This window comes from Rhizobacter sp. P5_C2, assembly GCF_054049715.1.
The window spans coordinates 1-17169 of record NZ_JBFULV010000073.1 but is presented as its reverse complement, the minus strand read 5'-3'; the positions used below and the strand labels follow the sequence as shown (position 1 = coordinate 17169).

Annotated in this window: 18 protein-coding genes; 10 read left to right on the top strand and 8 right to left on the bottom strand. The window is 67.7% G+C overall.

Annotation, left to right across the window (positions count from 1 at the left end; all coding sequences use genetic code 11):
* Window positions 1–28 precede the first annotated feature (28 nt).
* The 4 genes from ACXJLU_RS23345 to ACXJLU_RS23330 all read left to right on the top strand — a co-directional run bounded on the left by ACXJLU_RS23345 (window position 29) and on the right by ACXJLU_RS23330 (window position 4706).
* A complete protein-coding gene (locus ACXJLU_RS23345; protein ID WP_143171566.1) occupies window positions 29–556 on the top strand; it encodes an SMI1/KNR4 family protein in 528 nt (175 codons plus the stop codon).
* 5 nt (window positions 557–561) lie between these two features.
* Entirely contained in the window at window positions 562–1461 is a 900-nt protein-coding gene (locus tag ACXJLU_RS23340) for a type VI immunity family protein (RefSeq protein ID WP_457335090.1), read from the top strand.
* 160 nt (window positions 1462–1621) lie between these two features.
* Window positions 1622–3811, top strand: coding sequence for an OsmC domain/YcaO domain-containing protein (locus ACXJLU_RS23335; protein WP_457335088.1), 2190 nt, complete (start codon window positions 1622–1624; stop codon window positions 3809–3811).
* A gap of 67 nt (window positions 3812–3878) precedes the next feature.
* Window positions 3879–4706 carry a DUF3014 domain-containing protein gene (locus tag ACXJLU_RS23330; protein WP_457335086.1) on the top strand — a complete coding sequence of 276 codons (828 nt, stop codon included), beginning with the start codon at window positions 3879–3881 and terminating at the stop codon, window positions 4704–4706.
* Between the two features lie 35 nt (window positions 4707–4741).
* Here the strand turns inward: ACXJLU_RS23330 and ACXJLU_RS23325 are convergent, their stop codons facing one another.
* Window positions 4742–6016, bottom strand: a complete 1275-nt coding sequence (locus tag ACXJLU_RS23325; RefSeq protein WP_457335084.1) for a glucarate dehydratase family protein — start codon at window positions 6014–6016, stop codon at window positions 4742–4744.
* Between the two features lie 21 nt (window positions 6017–6037).
* The gene (locus ACXJLU_RS23320; protein WP_457335082.1) at window positions 6038–7024 is read right to left on the bottom strand and encodes a Bug family tripartite tricarboxylate transporter substrate binding protein; all 987 of its coding nucleotides are present in this window, start codon (window positions 7022–7024) and stop codon (window positions 6038–6040) included.
* A 118-nt stretch (window positions 7025–7142) separates the two neighbouring features.
* Here ACXJLU_RS23320 and ACXJLU_RS23315 point away from each other — a divergent pair, with 118 nt between their 5' ends.
* From ACXJLU_RS23315 to ACXJLU_RS23305, 3 genes are all read left to right on the top strand, one after another.
* Window positions 7143–7841 (top strand): GntR family transcriptional regulator, encoded by a 699-nt coding sequence (locus tag ACXJLU_RS23315; protein ID WP_457335080.1) that lies wholly within the window; start codon window positions 7143–7145, stop codon window positions 7839–7841.
* A gap of 153 nt (window positions 7842–7994) precedes the next feature.
* On the top strand, window positions 7995–8765 hold the full coding sequence (locus ACXJLU_RS23310; RefSeq protein ID WP_457335078.1) for a hypothetical protein: 771 nt from the start codon (window positions 7995–7997) through the stop codon (window positions 8763–8765).
* On the top strand, window positions 8762–9067 hold the full coding sequence (locus ACXJLU_RS23305) for a hypothetical protein (RefSeq protein WP_457335076.1): 306 nt from the start codon (window positions 8762–8764) through the stop codon (window positions 9065–9067). The genes ACXJLU_RS23310 and ACXJLU_RS23305 overlap by 4 nt, the downstream gene beginning before the upstream one ends.
* A 43-nt stretch (window positions 9068–9110) precedes the next feature.
* On the opposite strand, the gene ACXJLU_RS23300 is transcribed toward ACXJLU_RS23305, so the two are convergent.
* Window positions 9111–9872: a PEP-CTERM sorting domain-containing protein gene (locus ACXJLU_RS23300; RefSeq protein WP_457335074.1), complete on the bottom strand. Its 762-nt coding sequence runs from the start codon at window positions 9870–9872 to the stop codon at window positions 9111–9113.
* 184 nt (window positions 9873–10056) lie between these two features.
* On the opposite strand from ACXJLU_RS23300, the gene ACXJLU_RS23295 reads away from it, so the two are divergent.
* On the top strand, window positions 10057–10272 hold the full coding sequence (locus ACXJLU_RS23295; protein WP_457335072.1) for a hypothetical protein: 216 nt from the start codon (window positions 10057–10059) through the stop codon (window positions 10270–10272).
* A 12-nt stretch (window positions 10273–10284) separates the two neighbouring features.
* Here the strand turns inward: ACXJLU_RS23295 and wecB are convergent, their stop codons facing one another.
* Window positions 10285–11427: a non-hydrolyzing UDP-N-acetylglucosamine 2-epimerase gene (gene wecB / locus ACXJLU_RS23290; RefSeq protein WP_457335070.1), complete on the bottom strand. Its 1143-nt coding sequence runs from the start codon at window positions 11425–11427 to the stop codon at window positions 10285–10287.
* A gap of 10 nt (window positions 11428–11437) precedes the next feature.
* Window positions 11438–12952 (bottom strand): hypothetical protein, encoded by a 1515-nt coding sequence (locus tag ACXJLU_RS23285; RefSeq protein ID WP_457335068.1) that lies wholly within the window; start codon window positions 12950–12952, stop codon window positions 11438–11440.
* A gap of 94 nt (window positions 12953–13046) precedes the next feature.
* Between ACXJLU_RS23285 and ACXJLU_RS23280 the strand changes: the two genes are divergently transcribed.
* Together ACXJLU_RS23280 and ACXJLU_RS23275 are read left to right on the top strand one after the other, a co-directional pair.
* Window positions 13047–13685, top strand: a complete 639-nt coding sequence (locus ACXJLU_RS23280) for a VanZ family protein (protein ID WP_457335066.1) — start codon at window positions 13047–13049, stop codon at window positions 13683–13685.
* On the top strand, window positions 13682–14428 hold the full coding sequence (locus ACXJLU_RS23275) for an ankyrin repeat domain-containing protein (RefSeq protein ID WP_457335064.1): 747 nt from the start codon (window positions 13682–13684) through the stop codon (window positions 14426–14428). The genes ACXJLU_RS23280 and ACXJLU_RS23275 overlap by 4 nt, the downstream gene beginning before the upstream one ends.
* Window positions 14429–14467: 39 nt before the next feature.
* Here ACXJLU_RS23275 and ACXJLU_RS23270 read toward each other — a convergent pair whose 3' ends face one another.
* The 3 genes from ACXJLU_RS23270 to ACXJLU_RS23260 all read right to left on the bottom strand — a co-directional run.
* Entirely contained in the window at window positions 14468–15106 is a 639-nt protein-coding gene (locus tag ACXJLU_RS23270; protein ID WP_457335062.1) for a hypothetical protein, read from the bottom strand.
* 2 nt (window positions 15107–15108) lie between these two features.
* A complete protein-coding gene (locus tag ACXJLU_RS23265; RefSeq protein ID WP_457335060.1) occupies window positions 15109–16788 on the bottom strand; it encodes a putative porin in 1680 nt (559 codons plus the stop codon).
* Window positions 16789–16816: 28 nt separating this feature from the next.
* A partial coding sequence (locus tag ACXJLU_RS23260) for an energy transducer TonB family protein (RefSeq protein ID WP_457335058.1) occupies window positions 16817–17169 on the bottom strand: 353 nt, incomplete at its 5' end.

Genomic DNA, 17169 nt, shown 5'->3' with positions numbered 1-17169 from the left:
TTGGCCGCTTGACCCTGGAAACCCAACCGTGACCCCTGATCCCACTGCCACCATTGCCGCGCTGGTCTCGCGCATCTCGGAAAAGTTGGTCGAGCTCGACCAGTTGACCGAATTCGAGATGGACCACCCGCTCGGAGCGCCGGCATCTCCCGCTGACATCGCCGACTTCGAGCGCCGCATCGGCTTCACGCTTCCCGACGACTACAAGGCCTTCCTTCGCCTTCACGACGGCTGGGGCAACTTCAGCGGCGAGAACGCGTTGTTGTCGATCGCGGAGATGAGCGACGGCGAACTGCACGACCATGTGACCGGCTTCCAGGAGGAGATGCAGGCGGGCGGCGAGAACGCGCTGTCCCAGGGCCTGATCTTCGAAGCGTCGTTCACGACGCGTTTTTCGTACTTCGATCGTGCGGGCCAGGCCCAGTCCGGGCGTCTGGAGGTCGTGTACTGGAACAAGCGTGTGCTGGAGCGCTATGCGAGCTTCACCGACTACCTGGCGGACTACGAGAAGACACTCGACAAGTTCATCGCCGACGAGCGCGCCAACCAGCGCTGAGCGCGATGGCCGCCATGCAGGATGTTTCCGCGCTTCGGGTCGCACACCACCGCCACTGGCTCTGCTACGTGACGCCGACGTTGACGCTCTACCTTCGAGACGCGCCGACCCAGGCGGTGGCCCGGCGCATCATCGAGGTCTACCGTGCGCATTGTCCGACCGACCGGTTGAGGTTCGTCACGGGCGGTGATGCGCCAGCCTTCACCCCGCTGACGGAAGCATTCGGGCAGACGCTGGCGGCCCGGGTGATGGCCCGGATGGACCGGCGCCGCGATATCGGGCTGATGGTGTGGGATGGCCAGCTGCGCGAAAGCTGGTCGCTGACCATTCAAGGCGCGCCATTGCGCGACGGCGCCGAATGCGCGTCGTTCTGCCGTGTCGTGATGCCGAACGACGTTGCGCCGACCGTCATGGCTCGCATGGCGTGCGAGTTGGCCGACAGCACGGCGTTTCTTTCCGGCCACGCGGGCTTCGGCGCCGTCTTCAACGCCGACCTCAAGGCCACCGCCTTCGACCAGATCTACGCCTGGGCCAAACGCTACCCTGGCCTCGAGGTCGAAGACCTCAACGTCACGCTGCCGCACATGTTGGAGGGCATCAAGGGTGCGAACTGGCTGACATTGCTGGGCTCGGCCCTGGCCGAACGCGTGACGCCGGAATCATGGCAGGCGGTCGGACGACATGCCGACATCGCGCGGCTGTCGCAGGGGGTGGTGGTGAGGGCCGGCGACCATCCGGTGTTGGGAGACCGCAACCGAAACGCATGGCCAACCGAGGTGGCCGCGGTAGAAGCTGCTTTCGCCGGGATCAAGCTCCGGCAGCACGGCCAATTTGCCGGGCGGTTCGGCGAAGACGGCGCCACGTTGGCGTGGTTGCAACGCTACCTGGACCGCGAGGCCTGGTAGTCAGTCTCGCCTACCGGGCGTGGATGTGCGGAAACTGGTCACCAACTCTTGTCGGATTACTCTGGCGCAGCGCTTCAGTCGTGTCGGCATGGTTGAATGCGCTTCGCTGCGCACCGGCAATCACAAGCAAATCATTTGAAGCGTCATTCTGGAGTTCTCCATGGAAATCAAGGTCAATTTTCTCGACAAGCTCCGTCTCGAAGCCAGGTTCGATGATTTCACGGTGGTGTCAGACCAACCCACTCGCTACAAGGGGGACGGCTCAGCGCCAGGTCCGTTCGACTATTTCCTGGCCTCGTCGGCCTTGTGTGCGGCTTATTTCGTGAAGCTGTATTGCGTCACCAGAGATATTCCGACGGAAAACATTCGCCTGTCGCAGAACAATATTGTCGATCCTGAAAACAGGTACCAGCAGATATTCAAGATCCAGGTCGAACTACCGGCGGAAATTTCTGCCGTGGACCGTCAGGGCATCCTGCGCTCCATCGAGCGATGCACGGTAAAGAAGGTCGTGCAGGCCGGTCCTGAGTTCGTGATCGAGGAAGTGCAGAATCTGGATGCCGATGCCCAGTCGCTGCTGACGGTGAATCCGGCTGCCGGCGCGAACACCTGTATCCTCGGCAAGGATTTGCCCCTGGAACGGACCATCGCCAATATGTCCGGCGTATTGGCGAACCTGGGCATCAAGATTGAAATTGCATCCTGGCGCAATATCATTCCGAATGTGTGGTCACTGCATATCCGCGATGCCCATTCGCCCATGTGTTTCACCAATGGCAAGGGGTCGACCAAGGAAAGCGCCTTGGCGTCGGCCCTGGGGGAATATATCGAGCGCTTGAGCTGTAACCACTTCTACGCCGGCCAGTTCTGGGGTGAGGACATCGCCAACGCGGAATTCGTGCATTATCCCGGCGAGCGCTGGTTCCAACCCGGCGCCGACGACGCGCTACCGGCAGGACTCCTGGATGACCACTGCCTGGAAATCTACGATCCCGAAGGCGAGCTGCGTGCCTCGCACCTCCACGACACCAATTCCGGCAATGTGCAGCGCGGCATATGCGCGCTGCCGTACATCCGGCAGTCGGACGGCGAGGAGGTGTATTTCCCCAGCAACCTGGTGGAGAACCTCTACGTCAGCAACGGCATGAGCGCAGGCAATACGCTGGCCGAAGCCCAGGTGCAATGCCTGTCGGAGATCTTCGAGCGCGCGATCAAGCGGGAGATCCTCAACGAGGAAATCGCGCTGCCGGATGTGCCGGACCAGGTCCTGTCGAAATACCCCGGGATCGTTGCCGGCATCAAGGGCCTGGAGGAGCAAGGCTTCCCCGTGCTGGTGAAGGACGCCTCATTGGGCGGGCAATATCCCGTGATGTGCGTCACCTTGATGAACCCTCGCACAGGCGGTGTATTTGCTTCGTTCGGCGCCCATCCTCGTTTGGAGGTCGCTCTGGAGCGCAGCCTGACCGAGCTGCTGCAGGGCCGCAGTTTCGAAGGCCTGAACGATCTGCCGCGGCCAACTTTCAACAGCAAGGCGGTGACCGAGCCCAACAACTTTGTCGAGCACTTCATCGATTCCAGCGGCATCGTGTCTTGGCGCTTCTTCAGCGCCAAGTCCGACTTCGAGTTTGTCGAATGGGATTTCTCCGGCGCTGGCGAGCATTCCAATGCGGACGAAGCGGCCGGATTGTTTCTCATCCTGAAGGAGATAGGCAAGGAGGCGTACATGGCGGTGTACGACCAACTGGGCGCGACCGCCTGCAGAATCCTGGTGCCGGGTTATTCGGAGGTCTATCCGGTGGAAGACCTGGTATGGGACAACACAAACAAGGCGCTGTTGTTCCGCGCCGATGTCCTGAATCTGCACAGGCTGGACGATGCCAGCCTGGCATTGCTGCTCGAGCGACTGGAGAACAACGAGCTGGATGACTATGGCGACATTGCCACCCTGATCGGAATCGAGTTCGACGAAAACACGGTCTGGGGCCAGCTCACCGTGCTGGAGCTGAAGCTGCTGACCCGTCTGGCGTTGAAGCAGTTCGAAGAAGCGCAGGAGCTGGTGGGCGCCTTCCTGCAATACAACGACAACACCGTCGAGCGTGGGCTGTTCTACCAAGCGCTGGATGCCGTCCTGGAAGTGATGCTGGACGAGGACCTGGAGCTGGACGATTACGAGTTCAACTTCCGGCGGATGTTCGGCAGCGCGCGCATGGATGCCGTGATGGGGTCGGTCGATGGCAGCGTGCGTTTCTTCGGGCTCACGCCGACGAGCATGCAACTTGAAGGCCTCGACAGGCACCAACGCCTGATGGACAGCTATCGCAAGATTCACACGGCACGGGCGCAGATCTAGACGAGTACTGCATGGGTGCAAACCCTGTTCTTCCGGCTGATCGAGAATGACGGAGGTAAGCTGAGGCATGAAGCTCGGTTTGAAGATCGCTTTCACGCTCGGGGCCCTCGGCCTCGCCGCTGCGGCCGCCTGGTTCTGGTTGGCGCGCCCCGCCCCTGTCATTCCTGCAGCCACGGCGCCGCCGCAGCCCGCGCCAGCCCAGGTGGCTGCCCCGCAGGCGGCCAGTTCGGGCATCCAGCACCCGATCGAGAACCTGCAGGCCGACCCCGCGGCGGCCCCGGTCGACCTCCCTTCAGCGGTGACGGCGCTGTTCGGTCGCGAGGCGGTGCTGGCGCTGTTCCAGATGAACGACCTGCCCCATCGCGTGGCTGCGACGGTGGATGGCCTGGGTCGCGAGCAGGCGTCCCCGCGCCTGTGGCCGCTCAGTCCCGCCGCGGGCCGCTTCACGGTCGAGCGCCATGGCGACGGCGACACCATCAGCGCCGACAACGGCCAGCGCTACACGCCGTACGTGCTGCTGCTGGAGAAGGTGGACCTGCGGCAGGCCGTCGCGCTCTACGCGGCGTTCTACCCGCAGTTCCAGCAAGCCTACGAAGACCTCGGCTACCCGGGCGTGTACTTCAACGACCGGTTGGTCGCGGTGATCGACCAGCTGCTGGTCACGCCCGACCCCGCCGCGTCGATCGGCGTGCACCTGCCGACCGTCAACAGCCCGGTGCAGCCGACGCGGCCGTGGGTGCTGTACGAGTTCAACGACCCGGCGTTGCAGGCGCTGAGTGCCGACCAGCGCCTGATGCTGCGCACCGGGCCGGTCAACGAACGCCGGGTCAAGGCGAAGCTGCGCGAGCTGCGGCGCCTGCTCACGTCGCAGGCCGCCGCATCGGCCCCGCACTGAGCCAGGCAGAACTCAAGACTCGCCCGCAACCTCGCTCAGAACCTCGGCGTGCGCCCCGAGAAGCCGGCGTCGTACTTGCGCATCTGGGCCAGGTCGTCACGGTTGCGCACGCCGCAGGCCAGGTACTGCGCATGCAGTTCGGCCAACTTGCCGCGGTCGAGTTCGACGCCGAGCCCCGGCGTGCCGGGCAGGCGCACCGCGCCGTTCTCGAAGGCGACGCGGCCACCCCGGATCACCTCCTCTTCCTGCCACGGGTAGTGCGTGTCGCAGGCATAAGTCAGGTTCGGGATGCTGGCCGCCACGTGGGTCATCGCCATCAGGCTGATGCCCAGGTGCGAGTTCGAATGCATCGACATGCCCAGATCCCACAGCGCGCACATGCGCGCGAGCGTCTGCGTCACGCGCAGCCCACCCCAGTAGTGGTGGTCCGACAGCAGCACCTTGACCGCGCCGGTTTCCGCCCCCTTGCGGAAGTCGTCGAGCGTCGTGATGACCATGTTGGTGGCCAGCGGCAGGCGGGTGTGCCGGGCGAGCTCGGCCATGCCTTTCAAGCCCGGCGTCGGGTCTTCGTAGTACTCGAGCAACTCGTCGAGCTCGGGCGCGGCCCGGATGCTGGCCTCGAGCGACCAGTTGGCATTCGGATCGAGCCGCAGCGGCAGGCCCGGAAAGGCCGCGCGCAGCGCTCGCATGCAGGCGATCTCGTGTGCGGGCTCGAACACGCCCCCCTTCAGCTTGATGCTTTGAAAGCCGTACGCGTCGATCATGCGCTGCGCCTGCGCAACGATCTGCGCCGGGCTGATGCCCTCGCCCCAGGCGTCGGCCGCATAGGGCCGCTCGATGTGTTCGGCGTACTTGAAGAACAGGTAGGCGCTGTAGGGCACGGTGTCGCGCACTGCACCGCCCAGCAGGTCGACGATCGGTGCCCCGAGCACCTGCCCTTGCAGGTCGAGCATCGCCACCTCGAAGGTGCTGGTTACCTTGGCGGCGTTTTTCGCGGTGTGCGAACCGGGCGCGAGCTCGAACTCGATGGCGCCCGGGCTGGGCCGGATGGTGGCGCGCACGCGTTCCTCCATGCGATTGAGGTCGAACGGCGACAGGCCCAGGACCAATTCCTTCGCCTGCGCCAGCACGCGCAGCATCGGCTCGTCGCCATAGGTTTCCGAAATGCCGACGCGGCCGTCGCTGGTCTCGAGTTCGACGATGGCACGCAGCGCCCATGGCTCGTGGATGCCGGCGGCATTGAGCAGCGGGCCGTCGCGGAAGGCGATCGGCGTGATGCGGACGTCGGTGATGCGGATGTCTCGGGTCATGGCGGGGTCTCGGTGGGAATCTCAGTTGGCGGTGGCACCGGATTTCTTCACCAGCGCCCCCCAGCGCGGGATCTCCCGGGCCATCAACGCCGACAGCTCCTCGGGCGTGCCGCCGACGAGCTCCATGCCCAGTTGCCCGCCCAGCTTGGCCTGCACGTCGGGCATCTTCAGCGCCCTGGCGATCTCGGCATGCAGCCGGCGCACGACGGCCTTCGGCGTGCCCTTGGGCGCGTAGACCGCCTGCCACGACGACATCTCGAACCCGGGCACGCCCGACTCGATCATCGTCGGCGTGCTCGGCGACAGCGCGATGCGTTTGCCCGTCGTCACCGCCAGCAGCTTCAGCTTGCCGGACTGCAGCAACGGCAGCGCAGCCGTCATCTGGTCGAACATGAAGGTGACCTGGCCTGCGGACACGTCGACCATCGCCGGCGGCGTTCCCTTGTACGGCACGTGCGTGAGCGGCACGCCGATCAGGTCGGCGAACAGCTCCCCCGCCAGGTGGGTGGAGGTGCCGGCGCCTGACGACGCGAAGGTGCGCCGCTTCTCGTCCTTCTTGAGCAAGACGATCAGCTCGGCCACCGAGTTCACGCCGAGTGCGGGGTCGACCAGCAGCACGTTGGGCAGCGTGGCCACCAGGGCCACCGGCTCGAAATCCTTCACCGGGTCGTAGGCGAGGTTCTTGTAGAGGCTGGCGTTGATCGCGTGCGTGCTGATGGTGCCGCCGAACAGCGTGTACCCGTCGGGCGCGGCCTTGGCGGCAAAGCTCGCACCGATGCCACCGCCCTGCCCGGGCTTGTTGTCGACGACCACGGTCTGCTTCAGCGCGAGCTGCAGCTTCTCGGCGAGGACACGCCCGACCACGTCGGTGGAACCGCCCGCCGTGAAGGGAACGATGTAGGTGATGGGTTTGGCCTGCGGCCACTCCGGCGTCTGGGCCGCGGCGGTGCCGGCGAGGGCCAGGGACAGTGGCAACGACAGGAACGACACGAGGGTTCGACGATTCAAGGCAGTCTCCGGTGGTGGCAAGGTGGGCCGCGCTGCATGGGCGCGGCCCGTTGACCCGAAGTGAAGCACTAATATATTAGTGTGTCAATGCACCGACCCCACCGCTAGAATGCGCTCCATGCCTGCCTCGTCCCCCAGCCGTTCCGCCGCCCTGGATCGCTCGCGCCATGCGGCGCCGCAGGTCTTCGAGCGCCTGCGCGACCTGATCCTGTCGCTGGAGATGGCCCCGGGCACGGTGCTCTCTCGTGCCGACCTGGCGGCGCACTTCGGCCTCAGCCAGACGCCGGTTCGCGATGCGCTGATCAAGCTCGGCGAAGAGGGCCTGGTCGACATCTTTCCGCAGCACGCCACGGTCGTGAGCCGCATCGATGCGGCGGCCGCCACGCAGGCGCAGTTCCTGCGCCGCTCCATCGAGGCCGAGGTGGTGCTCACCCTGACCGGGCATGCCGACGCCGTGCTGCTCAGCCAGTTGCGCGCGCAGATCGATGTGCAGACGGCGTTGACGGGCAGTACGGCGTACCTCGATTTCATCGCGGCCGATCGGGCGTTCCACCGGCTGATGTATGTCGCCGCCGGCGTGCCGGACCTGTTTGACCTGGTGCGCAAGCACAGCGGCCACGTCGACCGCCTGCGCATGCTGAACCTGCCCTCCCTCGGCAAGCAGCGCACGATCGTGCGCGACCACCGCCGCATCGTCGACGCCATCGCCAGCGGCGACGCTGCCGCGGCGCAGACGAGCCTGCGCGATCACCTCTCTGGCACGCTGGGGCAGATCGACGCGATCCGCCTGGCGCATCCGGACTACTTCACGGCGTAGGGAAGCGCGGTCAGCCACAGACCCACCGCCAGCAGGGTCGCCTGTTCAGCCTTGAGCAAGCCTGCTCGCGGCACCAAGACCTTAGACTGCCCCGACCATGACCGACGCCCATTCCTCTCTTGCTTTCCATGCATCGCATTCGGAGCCCGGCCCATGGGGCTGACAACTGCGGGCCAGACCCTGCTTGCCAGCAGCGCGGTGTTCCTGGGAGCCTCGGTCTGGGTGGGGCGGCGCGTCTCGCAGCGCCTGCGACCCGGGACGGGGACCAACGCGCTGGTGGTGGTCATCATCTTTGCGTTGATTGCCTTGTTCGTGCCCTTCAGCTATTGGACCGGCCAAGCGCTTCACGCCCTTGCCACCAAACCCAGGTACAGCGCGACCGTGGTGGGGTACACCTCCGAGTACCGCGACTATCAGGAAAAAGACTCCAGAGACCGCACCGTCACCCGCCAGCGCTTGATGCACACCGCCCAGGTGCGGTTCGTGGGTCCCGATGGTGAACCGCTGGAGTTGCCCAGCTCGGTGGCATCGACCGAGGTTCCCCTCGAAGGGGCATCGGTGACAGTGGTGTACGCCCCGGGGGACCGGGTGGCCGCAGAGCTCAGCGCCCGCAGCGTGGGCCTGTGGCTCGGGGCGAGCGTCATGCTGTTCATCCTCGGCTATTGTTTGTGGGCCACGGTCTGGTACGCACTGGGCCATCCGATGAAAGGCGTAGCGGCCTTCGGCATGGCGTTCCTGTTCCGCTTTCTTTTGCCGGGCATCACGTTGCTGATGGTGCTGGCCCTGGGCTACTCGGCGCTCAAATACTTCGCCTTGGGCAACCCGGACGGCCATCCGCTTTGGGTCGCCTGTTTGTGCACCCTGTTTACCTTGGCGCTGCTGCCTCTGCTGATGACGCTGCTCACACCGAAACGAAATCGATGACTGTCACCTCGAATATGTCGATCGGCATTCTGGCGATGAGCGTCATGGCGCCGGCGTTTGCCACCCGGCAGTGCCCACCAGAATTCGGGAAGAAGTCGGACGGGTTCATGATGGTCGGCTGGAGCGTGCTGCTTCTGGCGCTGGTGGCTGGCATTGCGCTGATGTACCTTGTCGTCAAGCGCACGCGCCGCTGGAAACTTTGGCACCGACTCCCCGCACTGCTGTTGGGAGGAGCCGGCATGCTGGCCGTTTGGGTCGGTGGAATCGGCATCTTTTATGGGGCGTTCGTATTCGCCTGTTGATGCAGGGGGCGGTGCCGGCAACTTTCCGAAGCGAACAAGGTCGTCAGATCGAAGCCCTGCGGCGCCTGGCGACCACACCGATCACCCCCAGGCCCGCCAGCATCAACGCATAGGTACCGGGTTCCGGCACCGCGGACACGACTGCGGTGTACTGCAGGCTCAGGAAGCCGTTCCCGTTGAACGGCAGCTGCCACCCGGTGCCGGGAACGTTGCTGCGGTAGGCGTTGCCGATGCCGAAGCCGGAGGCATCCGCTGCGGTCTGGGTGCGCGAGAGCTGGATGCCGGTCACGGCAGGGTCGCTGCTGGTCAGGTAGGCGATGTACTTGGTGTTCGGGGTCAGGCTCAGCGCGAGGTTGTCGAAGGCCAGGGTCGTGAAGCCCCCGGCCGAGTTGAAGCTCTCGACGGCCGCACCGGTCGTCAGCAGCGTCGGCCCGACAGAATTGACCGGCTGGTTCTGGGCGTTCGTGCCAGGGTTCCACTGCGCCAGGTTCAGCTGCAGGGACTGCGTCACGTTCCCGATCGCGTAGAAGCTGAACGAGGACAGCATCGCGCCCGAGGTCAGGGCGAACACCTCGCCCACGGCGGGCGAGTCGCCGCTCGGGTTCGCCGCGTTGCCGAAGGAGGCGAACGGCAAGCCGGTGTTCGCGCCACCCGGCACGTTGGTGTGGGTGGCAGCGGACGCGTTGCCGGCGGCGACCAGCAGAAGGCCGACAAGCAGGTTCAGGCGGGGCGTGAATGCGGACATGAACAACTCCTGGACATTGAGGTTTTTGGCCAGGAGAAGATGCGCCGCGACGGTGACCACGACGTGAACCGACACGTGCGCGCCATGGTCCGATCAACGTGAAAAAGTCCGCAGGTGCCCGGCAGGCGCCGTCCGATCGGATCACGGCTGCCTCCAGGCCGCCTCCCGCCCGACACGCTCGTGAGAGATACAGAGGGGTCTGCACCGCGAAACGCCGCGGCCCACAAGAACGGAGGAGATCCCCATGGCCTTTCACGACGACGCGAGCATCGAACGCTGGATCCGCGACAACCAGCCCGGTGCCATTGCCAAGCTGCGCGCGCTCGCCACGCGCCAACTGCGAGGCCACTTCCAGGCGGCCGCGCTCGACTGGCTCGCGCGCCATGACCGCGGCGAGCCCCTGCCTCAACCCGTGCTGTCCGCCCTGCTCGGCCGGCTGCGTCGCTCCTGGCTCGGGTAGACGCCGACCAAGCTATCGAGAGGACAACCAGCCGCTCAAGTGTCCGGCGATGCGCTCTCCGGCGCGCCCGTCCCAGCCTTCGGGCGCAGGGCGCGACCGCGCCGGGCCCGACAGGATGTCGTCCAGCGCCTCGTGCATCGCGATCACGTCGCGCTTCATCAGGCGGTTGCTGCCTTGCGTCACGGTGATCGGCCGCTCGGTGTTGTCGCGCAGCGTGAGGCAGGGAATGCCCAGCGCGGTCGTCTCCTCCTGCACGCCGCCCGAGTCGGTGATCGCCAGCCGCGCCGCGCACATCAGCCCCACCATCTCCAGGTAGCCCTGCGGCGGCAACAGCGCAATGCGCGGTCGCCGCAGCCGCACCAGCAGGTCGAAGCGCTCCAGCTGCGCGTGCGCCCGTGGGTGCATCGGCCAGACCAACGCCACGCGCTCCGAGACCGAACGCAGCAACTCCACCAGCTCGGTCAGCACCGCGCGGTCGTCCACGTTCGACGGCCGGTGCAGCGTCACCAGCGCGAAGCCGTGCCCCTCCAGGAACGGCGCGGCGTCGATGCCGCAGGCCGCCAGCGAAACCTGCGGCGTGTGTGCGCGCGGCAACGCATCGTGCAGCGAATCGATCATCAGGTTGCCGGCGAACACCACCTGCTCGCCGGAGATGCCCTCCAGCGCCAGGTTCACATGCGCCTGCGGGTCGGTCGTGAACAGCAGCTCGGAGATCTGGTCGGTCAGCACGCGGTTGATCTCTTCCGGCATCGTGCGGTCGTAGCTGCGCAGGCCGGCCTCGACGTGCACCACCGGCACGCAGCGCTTGGCGGCCACCAGGCTGCAGGCCAGCGTCGAGTTGACGTCGCCGACCACGACGACGCAGGCCGGGTCGTAGCGGTCCAGCAGCGGCTCGAAGCGCTTCATCACCTCGGCCGTCTGCACGGCATGCGAGCCGGAGCGCACGTCGAGGTTCTCGTCGGGCGGCGGCAGGCGCAGGTCGTCGAACAGCTGGTCTTTCAACGCCGGGTCGTAGTGCTGCCCGGTGTGCACGAGGACGGCGCGGGGCGGATGCGGCAGCATCGCGAGCGCTCTCAGCAGCGGCGCCATCTTCATGTAGTTCGGCCGTGCGCCGACGACGCACAGGATTGTTGCGCGGCGGTCCATGCTGCTCATCTCGATCTCCTCATTGGACGCCGTTGGCGATCCGCACCAGCGATGCCGCCGCGCGGCGGCTGGCGAACACGTAGGCGTCCGTGCCGACCGCCTTGCGCACCGAGAACAGCCCGGCTTCGGCCACGATGCCGGGCGCCTGCAGCGTGTTGCCGAGCGCGAGCGTGGCAGGCAGGCTGCCGGCGTCGATGTCCTGCGCCGCGTCGCCGAAGCTGATCCAGCGCACGCTGCCTCCCGTCAGATCCGATTTGCCTGCCTCCGGGGCGACGACGATGGCATGCGAGAACGCCCCGTTCGCCCGCAGGCTGCGCGCGAACGGCGTGGCCTGCGTCGCCAGGGCGCCGCTGGCCAGTTGGGCCTCGCCAAAGCTTCGCGCATTGCCGCCGTCCAGGTCGCTGGTCGCGAGCGTCACCTTGCCATCGTCGTCGGTGGTGGTGTGGAACACGCGGTCCGACAACAGGCTGCTCATCACGACGCGCTTGCCGGCCAGCACGCTGCTGCGTTGCCCGTCGGCCTTGCGCCAGGCCGTGAAATCGTCGCGGCCATCCACCGCGTACAGCACCGACGACTTCAGCACCCGGAAGCCCCACGGGTGCAAGGGCCCGTCTTCGTTGATCTTCGTGACCACCGGTGCCAGCGTGTCGCTGATGCGGTAGAGATCCAGCGCCCCGCCCGGCTGCGCCACGGTGACGTACAGCCCCTGCTCGTCATACAGGTCGTTGACCTGCGCGCCTGCATCCACCTGGCCGGCCAGCAGCAGTGCGGACACCTTGCCGGTCGACTTGTCGTAGCGGCGCAGCCCGTCGGCCGACTTGATGAAGATGCCGAAGCGCGTGACGATGCCCGGCCCGCTCGGTGCCATCGGCGTGCCGACCACGTCGGCATCGGCGAGCGGCAGCGGGTTCGCGAGCGACCCGTCGGCGCGCACGAAGTGTCCGTTCTGCCACGCGAGCACCGCGGCCACCTGCCCGCTGCTGCCGTGGATCGCGCCGATCGGCGTCAGGCGTTCGGCCTCGGCCACCGGCAGCACGATGGGTGCGGCCGTGCGGCCCATGCTGAGCTTCATCAGACGCGGCAACGCCAGGTCGCCGCAGTTCCCGTTGCTGTCGGGCGCGAGGTAGCTGATCAGCGCCTCGTCGCCGGTCAGGCTTTGCCCGATCACGCGGAAGCGCGCGCCGAGCGAGCCGCAGATCGTCGTCTCGCTGGAGATGCGCTCCGGTGCGGGCGCCGCCGTGCCGACCGAGTCGAGCGCCAGCTTGTAGAGGCTGAACGACACCGTCGTGCCGCCCGGCGCCGGCGCGTCGTACACGACGAAGCGCGGGCCCGGCGACTCCACCGTGCTCAAGGTCGCATCGACCTTGCCGCCGAGGATGCGCACCGAGGTGCTGTCGACGGCGCCGGGCGTCAGGGCAGCCGGGCTGTCGGGCCGCCCTGGGTCGACCACCAGCAGCGGGCCGTCGATGCCGCTGTCGGCACCGCCCAGCAGGTCGATCTGTGCAGCACTGCTGATCCAGCGAGGGCCGGCCACCGGCGTGGGCGGAGGTGGCGCGGGTGGCGGCGGCGTGCCACCGCCGGGTGCGGGATCCGAGTCCCCTCCTCCACCGCAAGCCGCCAGAACGCCGATGAACAACAGGGCCAGCGCAGCGCGCGCGGGCTTGGAAGACTGCAGGGTGGGCACGGTGCTCCTCGGGATCGATCGAATGGTCCGGACGGTTGTAGAAGTCCGGTGTGACGCACCCGTGAAGTTGCAGGCGCTGCGCCTGCGGATGAGCCGGACGGCTCATGCCTTCATGCCATGGCCGCGTCACGCGGCCACGCCACACTCGAAGGCGATGAACCAGACTGCCCTCCTCTCACCGCTGCGACGCGTTGCCCTCATGCTGGCCGACGCGCTGAACCACCCCTCGCGTCCCGCACGGTTCGGCGCTGCGGCACTGGCCGCCCTGCTGGTCGTCAACGTGCTGTGGCAAGGTGCCCAGCCCTATGCCGTCGGCCTCGTCCCGGGTGGTTGGGACAAGCTGGCCCACGCCACGCTGCACGCGGTCTTGTGTACCTGCCTGTTGTTCTCGCTGGGCCTTCGCCGCGGACTCGCTGCGGTGCTCTCGTGCGCAGCGTTCGCCGCGCTGGACGAGTTCGCGCAGTACTTCAGCCCCGGGCGTTCGGTGAGCGTGATGGACTGGCTGGCCAGCGTGGCCGGCGCAGGGGCGGCCTGGGCGGGTGCGCATGCGCTGGTGGCATCGGTGGCACGGAGGCCGGCATGAACCTGAGGATGAGCGGGCTGGGCACGGTCCTGTTGATGATCACGTCGCTGGCCCAGGGGCAGCCGGTGCCCGAGAGCGACATGGCGCTGGCCGCCGCGCGCCAGGGCAACCTCGCGCTGTGGCGCGAGATGCTGAAACTCGGCGCGAGCCCGCAGGCCGTCGATGCCGGCGGCAACGGCGCGCTGGTGCTGGCCGTCCTGAGTGAACGCGAAGAGATGCTGCGCGAGGTGCTGGCGCACCGCGTCGACCTCGATCGGGTCGGCAACATCGGGATGGCGGCGCTCGGCGTCGCCGCCACGCGCGGGCATGCCGACACGGTGCAGCGCCTGCTGAAGGCGGGTGCACGGCCGGACGTGGCGGATGCCACCGGCGCCACGCCGCTGGCCGTCGCTGCGCGCCAGGGCCGTGCCGACGTCGTGGCCTTGCTGTTGCAGGCGGGTGCGGATCCCGATCGGGCCGACGAGATGCGCATCACGCCGCTGCACCTGGCCGCCGAGCGCGGCCATGCCGCGATCGTGCGTGCGTTGCTGGAGGCCGGTGCCGACCCGAACCTGCTCGATCGCGAGCAGCGCTCACCGCTGTTCCTGGCGCTGCTGGAGCAACGGCGCGACGCAGCCGCGTTGCTGATCGGGCATCGCCGCACCGACGTGCGCCTCGTCACGCAGGGATCGACGCCACGCAGCTGGGCCGAGCGGATGCAGCAGGACGAACTGGTCGCGTTGATCGACAGCAGGCTGCGTTGACACAGGCCTTTCGACAGGCTCAGGGCGAACGGATCCAGGCTACGGTGCTGCGATGGGCACATCAAGTCGCGCGTCGAACAGCCGGTCGCGCAAACCCTGGATCTGCTTCTCCTCCCTCACCTGCCACAACCCGATGAACGGCTCGCAGGCCCGCAGCTGTCGGCTCTCGTAGAGGCCCAGCACCTCCTGCCCAAGCGCCATCGCCTGCTGGTGCTTCGCCTCGCACAGGTCCGCACGCGCGGAGTTGGCCTTCAGCCGCGCACCGAGCACGCCGGCACCGGCCTCGGCGTTGCGCCGCTCGTCGGCCAGTTGCCGGGTCGCGAGCTGCAACGCCGCATCACGCTGCGCCAGCTCGGCCTTCAGCTTCTCGGCCTCGGCCTGGCTCTGCTGCAGCGCTTCGCGCGCCTGCGCCAGCGCGTCGGCCAGCCGCTTCGCCTCACGCTGCGAGCCCGAACTGCTCGCGCGCAACTGCGTGGCTTCGCGCTTGACCTTGTCGGCCTCCTCGCGCGCCTTGCCGACTTCCTCGGCCTTGCCGGCCTGCAGCTGCGCGTTCTCCTGGCGCAGCTTCTGCACCTGCTGCTGCATCTGCATCAGCTGCTGGCGCTCGCGGTCGGCCTGCTGGGCCTGGGGCGCAGACGAGACGAGCAGCAAGGCCGCAAGAAGCATCGGTGAGCGCATGGTCAGAACCTCGACAGCAGGTCGAACGTCAGCGTGTTGACGCGGAACGGCACCGGCGAGTCGATGCCCTGCGCATTGACGTAGCGCACGCTGAGCTGCGTGTTGCGCGCCAGCGTGTAGCTCGCGCCGACGAAACCGGCCTTCACGTCGGTGCCACCGAGCCGGTAGTCGCCGGTGGTGAAGCCGTCGGGCACCGCAYCGCGCTCGAGGTGGCGCACGCCCGCGCTGATGGTCCAGCTGCCTTCCTCGTCGACCAGGCCGCGGCCGGCGCTGAACTCGACGCGATAGCCGCGCGTGCTGCGGCAGCCCAGCCGCGCCACGCCGTCGCCGCACGACTTGTCGCCCGGCAGGCCGGCCGCCGCGCCGCCGATGCGCTGCGCGATCTCGTCGGCGTCCCAACCGATGTTGTTCAGCACGTCGCCCTGCACCCCGAAGCGCCACAGCTCGGGCGTCGTGTAGTCGAGCGACGTGTTCAGGTCGACGACGCGGAACTTCGACGCGACGCCCCACAGCGGCGCCGCGTTCGGGTTGCTCTGCGCGGTGATGTTGAACATCGTGTTGCCGCGCGTGCGCACCTGGGGCGCGCTGTCGTTGTAGTCGGTGGTCGTGCCGTCGCCAGCGCCCGGCGGGTTCAGCCGGCCCTCGATGTGCCGGAAATCGAACACGCCAAGGCCCGCCCGCGCGTTCCAGCCGGTGCCGGGCCGCCATTGCAGGCCGGCCTGCGCGCCCAGCAGCCAGCTGTCGCTCGTGCGGTTCTGCAGCGAGTTGTTGACCTCGTGCAGCGGGTGCCAGCCGAGCGTCGCGAACGCGGTCCACTCGTAGCCGAAGGTCGGCCGCCAGCTCGCGGTGACGCCATCGAGCGTCAGGTCGTTGGACCACAGCAGGTCGCTGGTCTGGTACGGGTTGGCGATGCGCCCGCCGCTGGCGCTGTACGGCCCCAGGCCCCAACCGATCCACGCCTGGTCGAGCGCGAGGCCGTAGCGGCGCGACGACTGGCCCGCGTCGACGTTCTCCGAGGCGGGGTCGTTCGCATCGCCGCCCTTGCTGGTGACGATGCGCAGGCCGGCCTGCACGTCGTCGCTGACGCGCCCCGTCACGGCCAGCCGGGCGCGCACGCGCAGCCGGTCGCGGCTCTCGGTGGTGTTGGCCGTGGTCGGCTGGCCGTTGCTGCCGAGCAGCTGGTAGAAGCTGTCGAGTGTGGCCGGCAGCACGTTGTCGTCGGCGAAATCGTCGCGTTGCAGACGCAGCCGCACGTCGGCATTGAAGTTGAAGCGCGACAGCCAGGTCGGCAGCGACTCCGGCACCGCCCAGCGTTCCGCACGCGCAGTGGCCAGCACCTCCTGGCGGATCTCCTCGCGCAATTCGCGCTTCACCGTCTCGGGCACGTACGGCACGCGCACGACCGGCGGCGCGGCGGCACTCACCGGCGGCGAGCCCCACGCCGGCGCCGCGGCCGGCGGCGGGTTCGATTGCAACAGCGCCGGATCGATGCCGGCCTGGCGCAGCATCTCCTGCGCCTTCGGCACGGTCAGCAGGTTCTGGTCGAGCAGCGTGCGGATCAGCGTCAGCAGCGTCATGCGCAGCTGCTGCACGTCGGCCGCGGTGTCCTGCTGGGCGTATGCCGAGCTGGCAGCCCCGAGCGCGAACAGGGTGATGCAGGAGGCGATCAGTGTCTTCTTCATCATGGGTGTTGTTCGAGGTGGCGGCCGATCAGGCGTCGGCCGAGGTCACGCGGATGCGCAGCGGCTGCGCGAGGTTGTCGGGGGGCGGCTGGCGCAGCGCGCCGATGCGCGAGACGCCGTCCAGCACCTGCCGGTCCAGCGCCGCATCGCCGCTGCCACGTGCGATCTCGCAGCGTTCGATGCGACCGTCGCGCGCCAGCCAGACCCGCAGGTCGACGCGGTACTCGGCGCTGCGCAGGGCACCCAGCCGCGCCAGCTCCTGCGCGATGTGGCGGGCCACGTTGTTCGCGAACAGCGTGGTCGAGAGCCCACCGCCCCCGCCGCCGAGCGTCACGTCGCGGCCACCGGGGCGCCCGGCCAGCCCGAAGCCGTCGCCGGGCC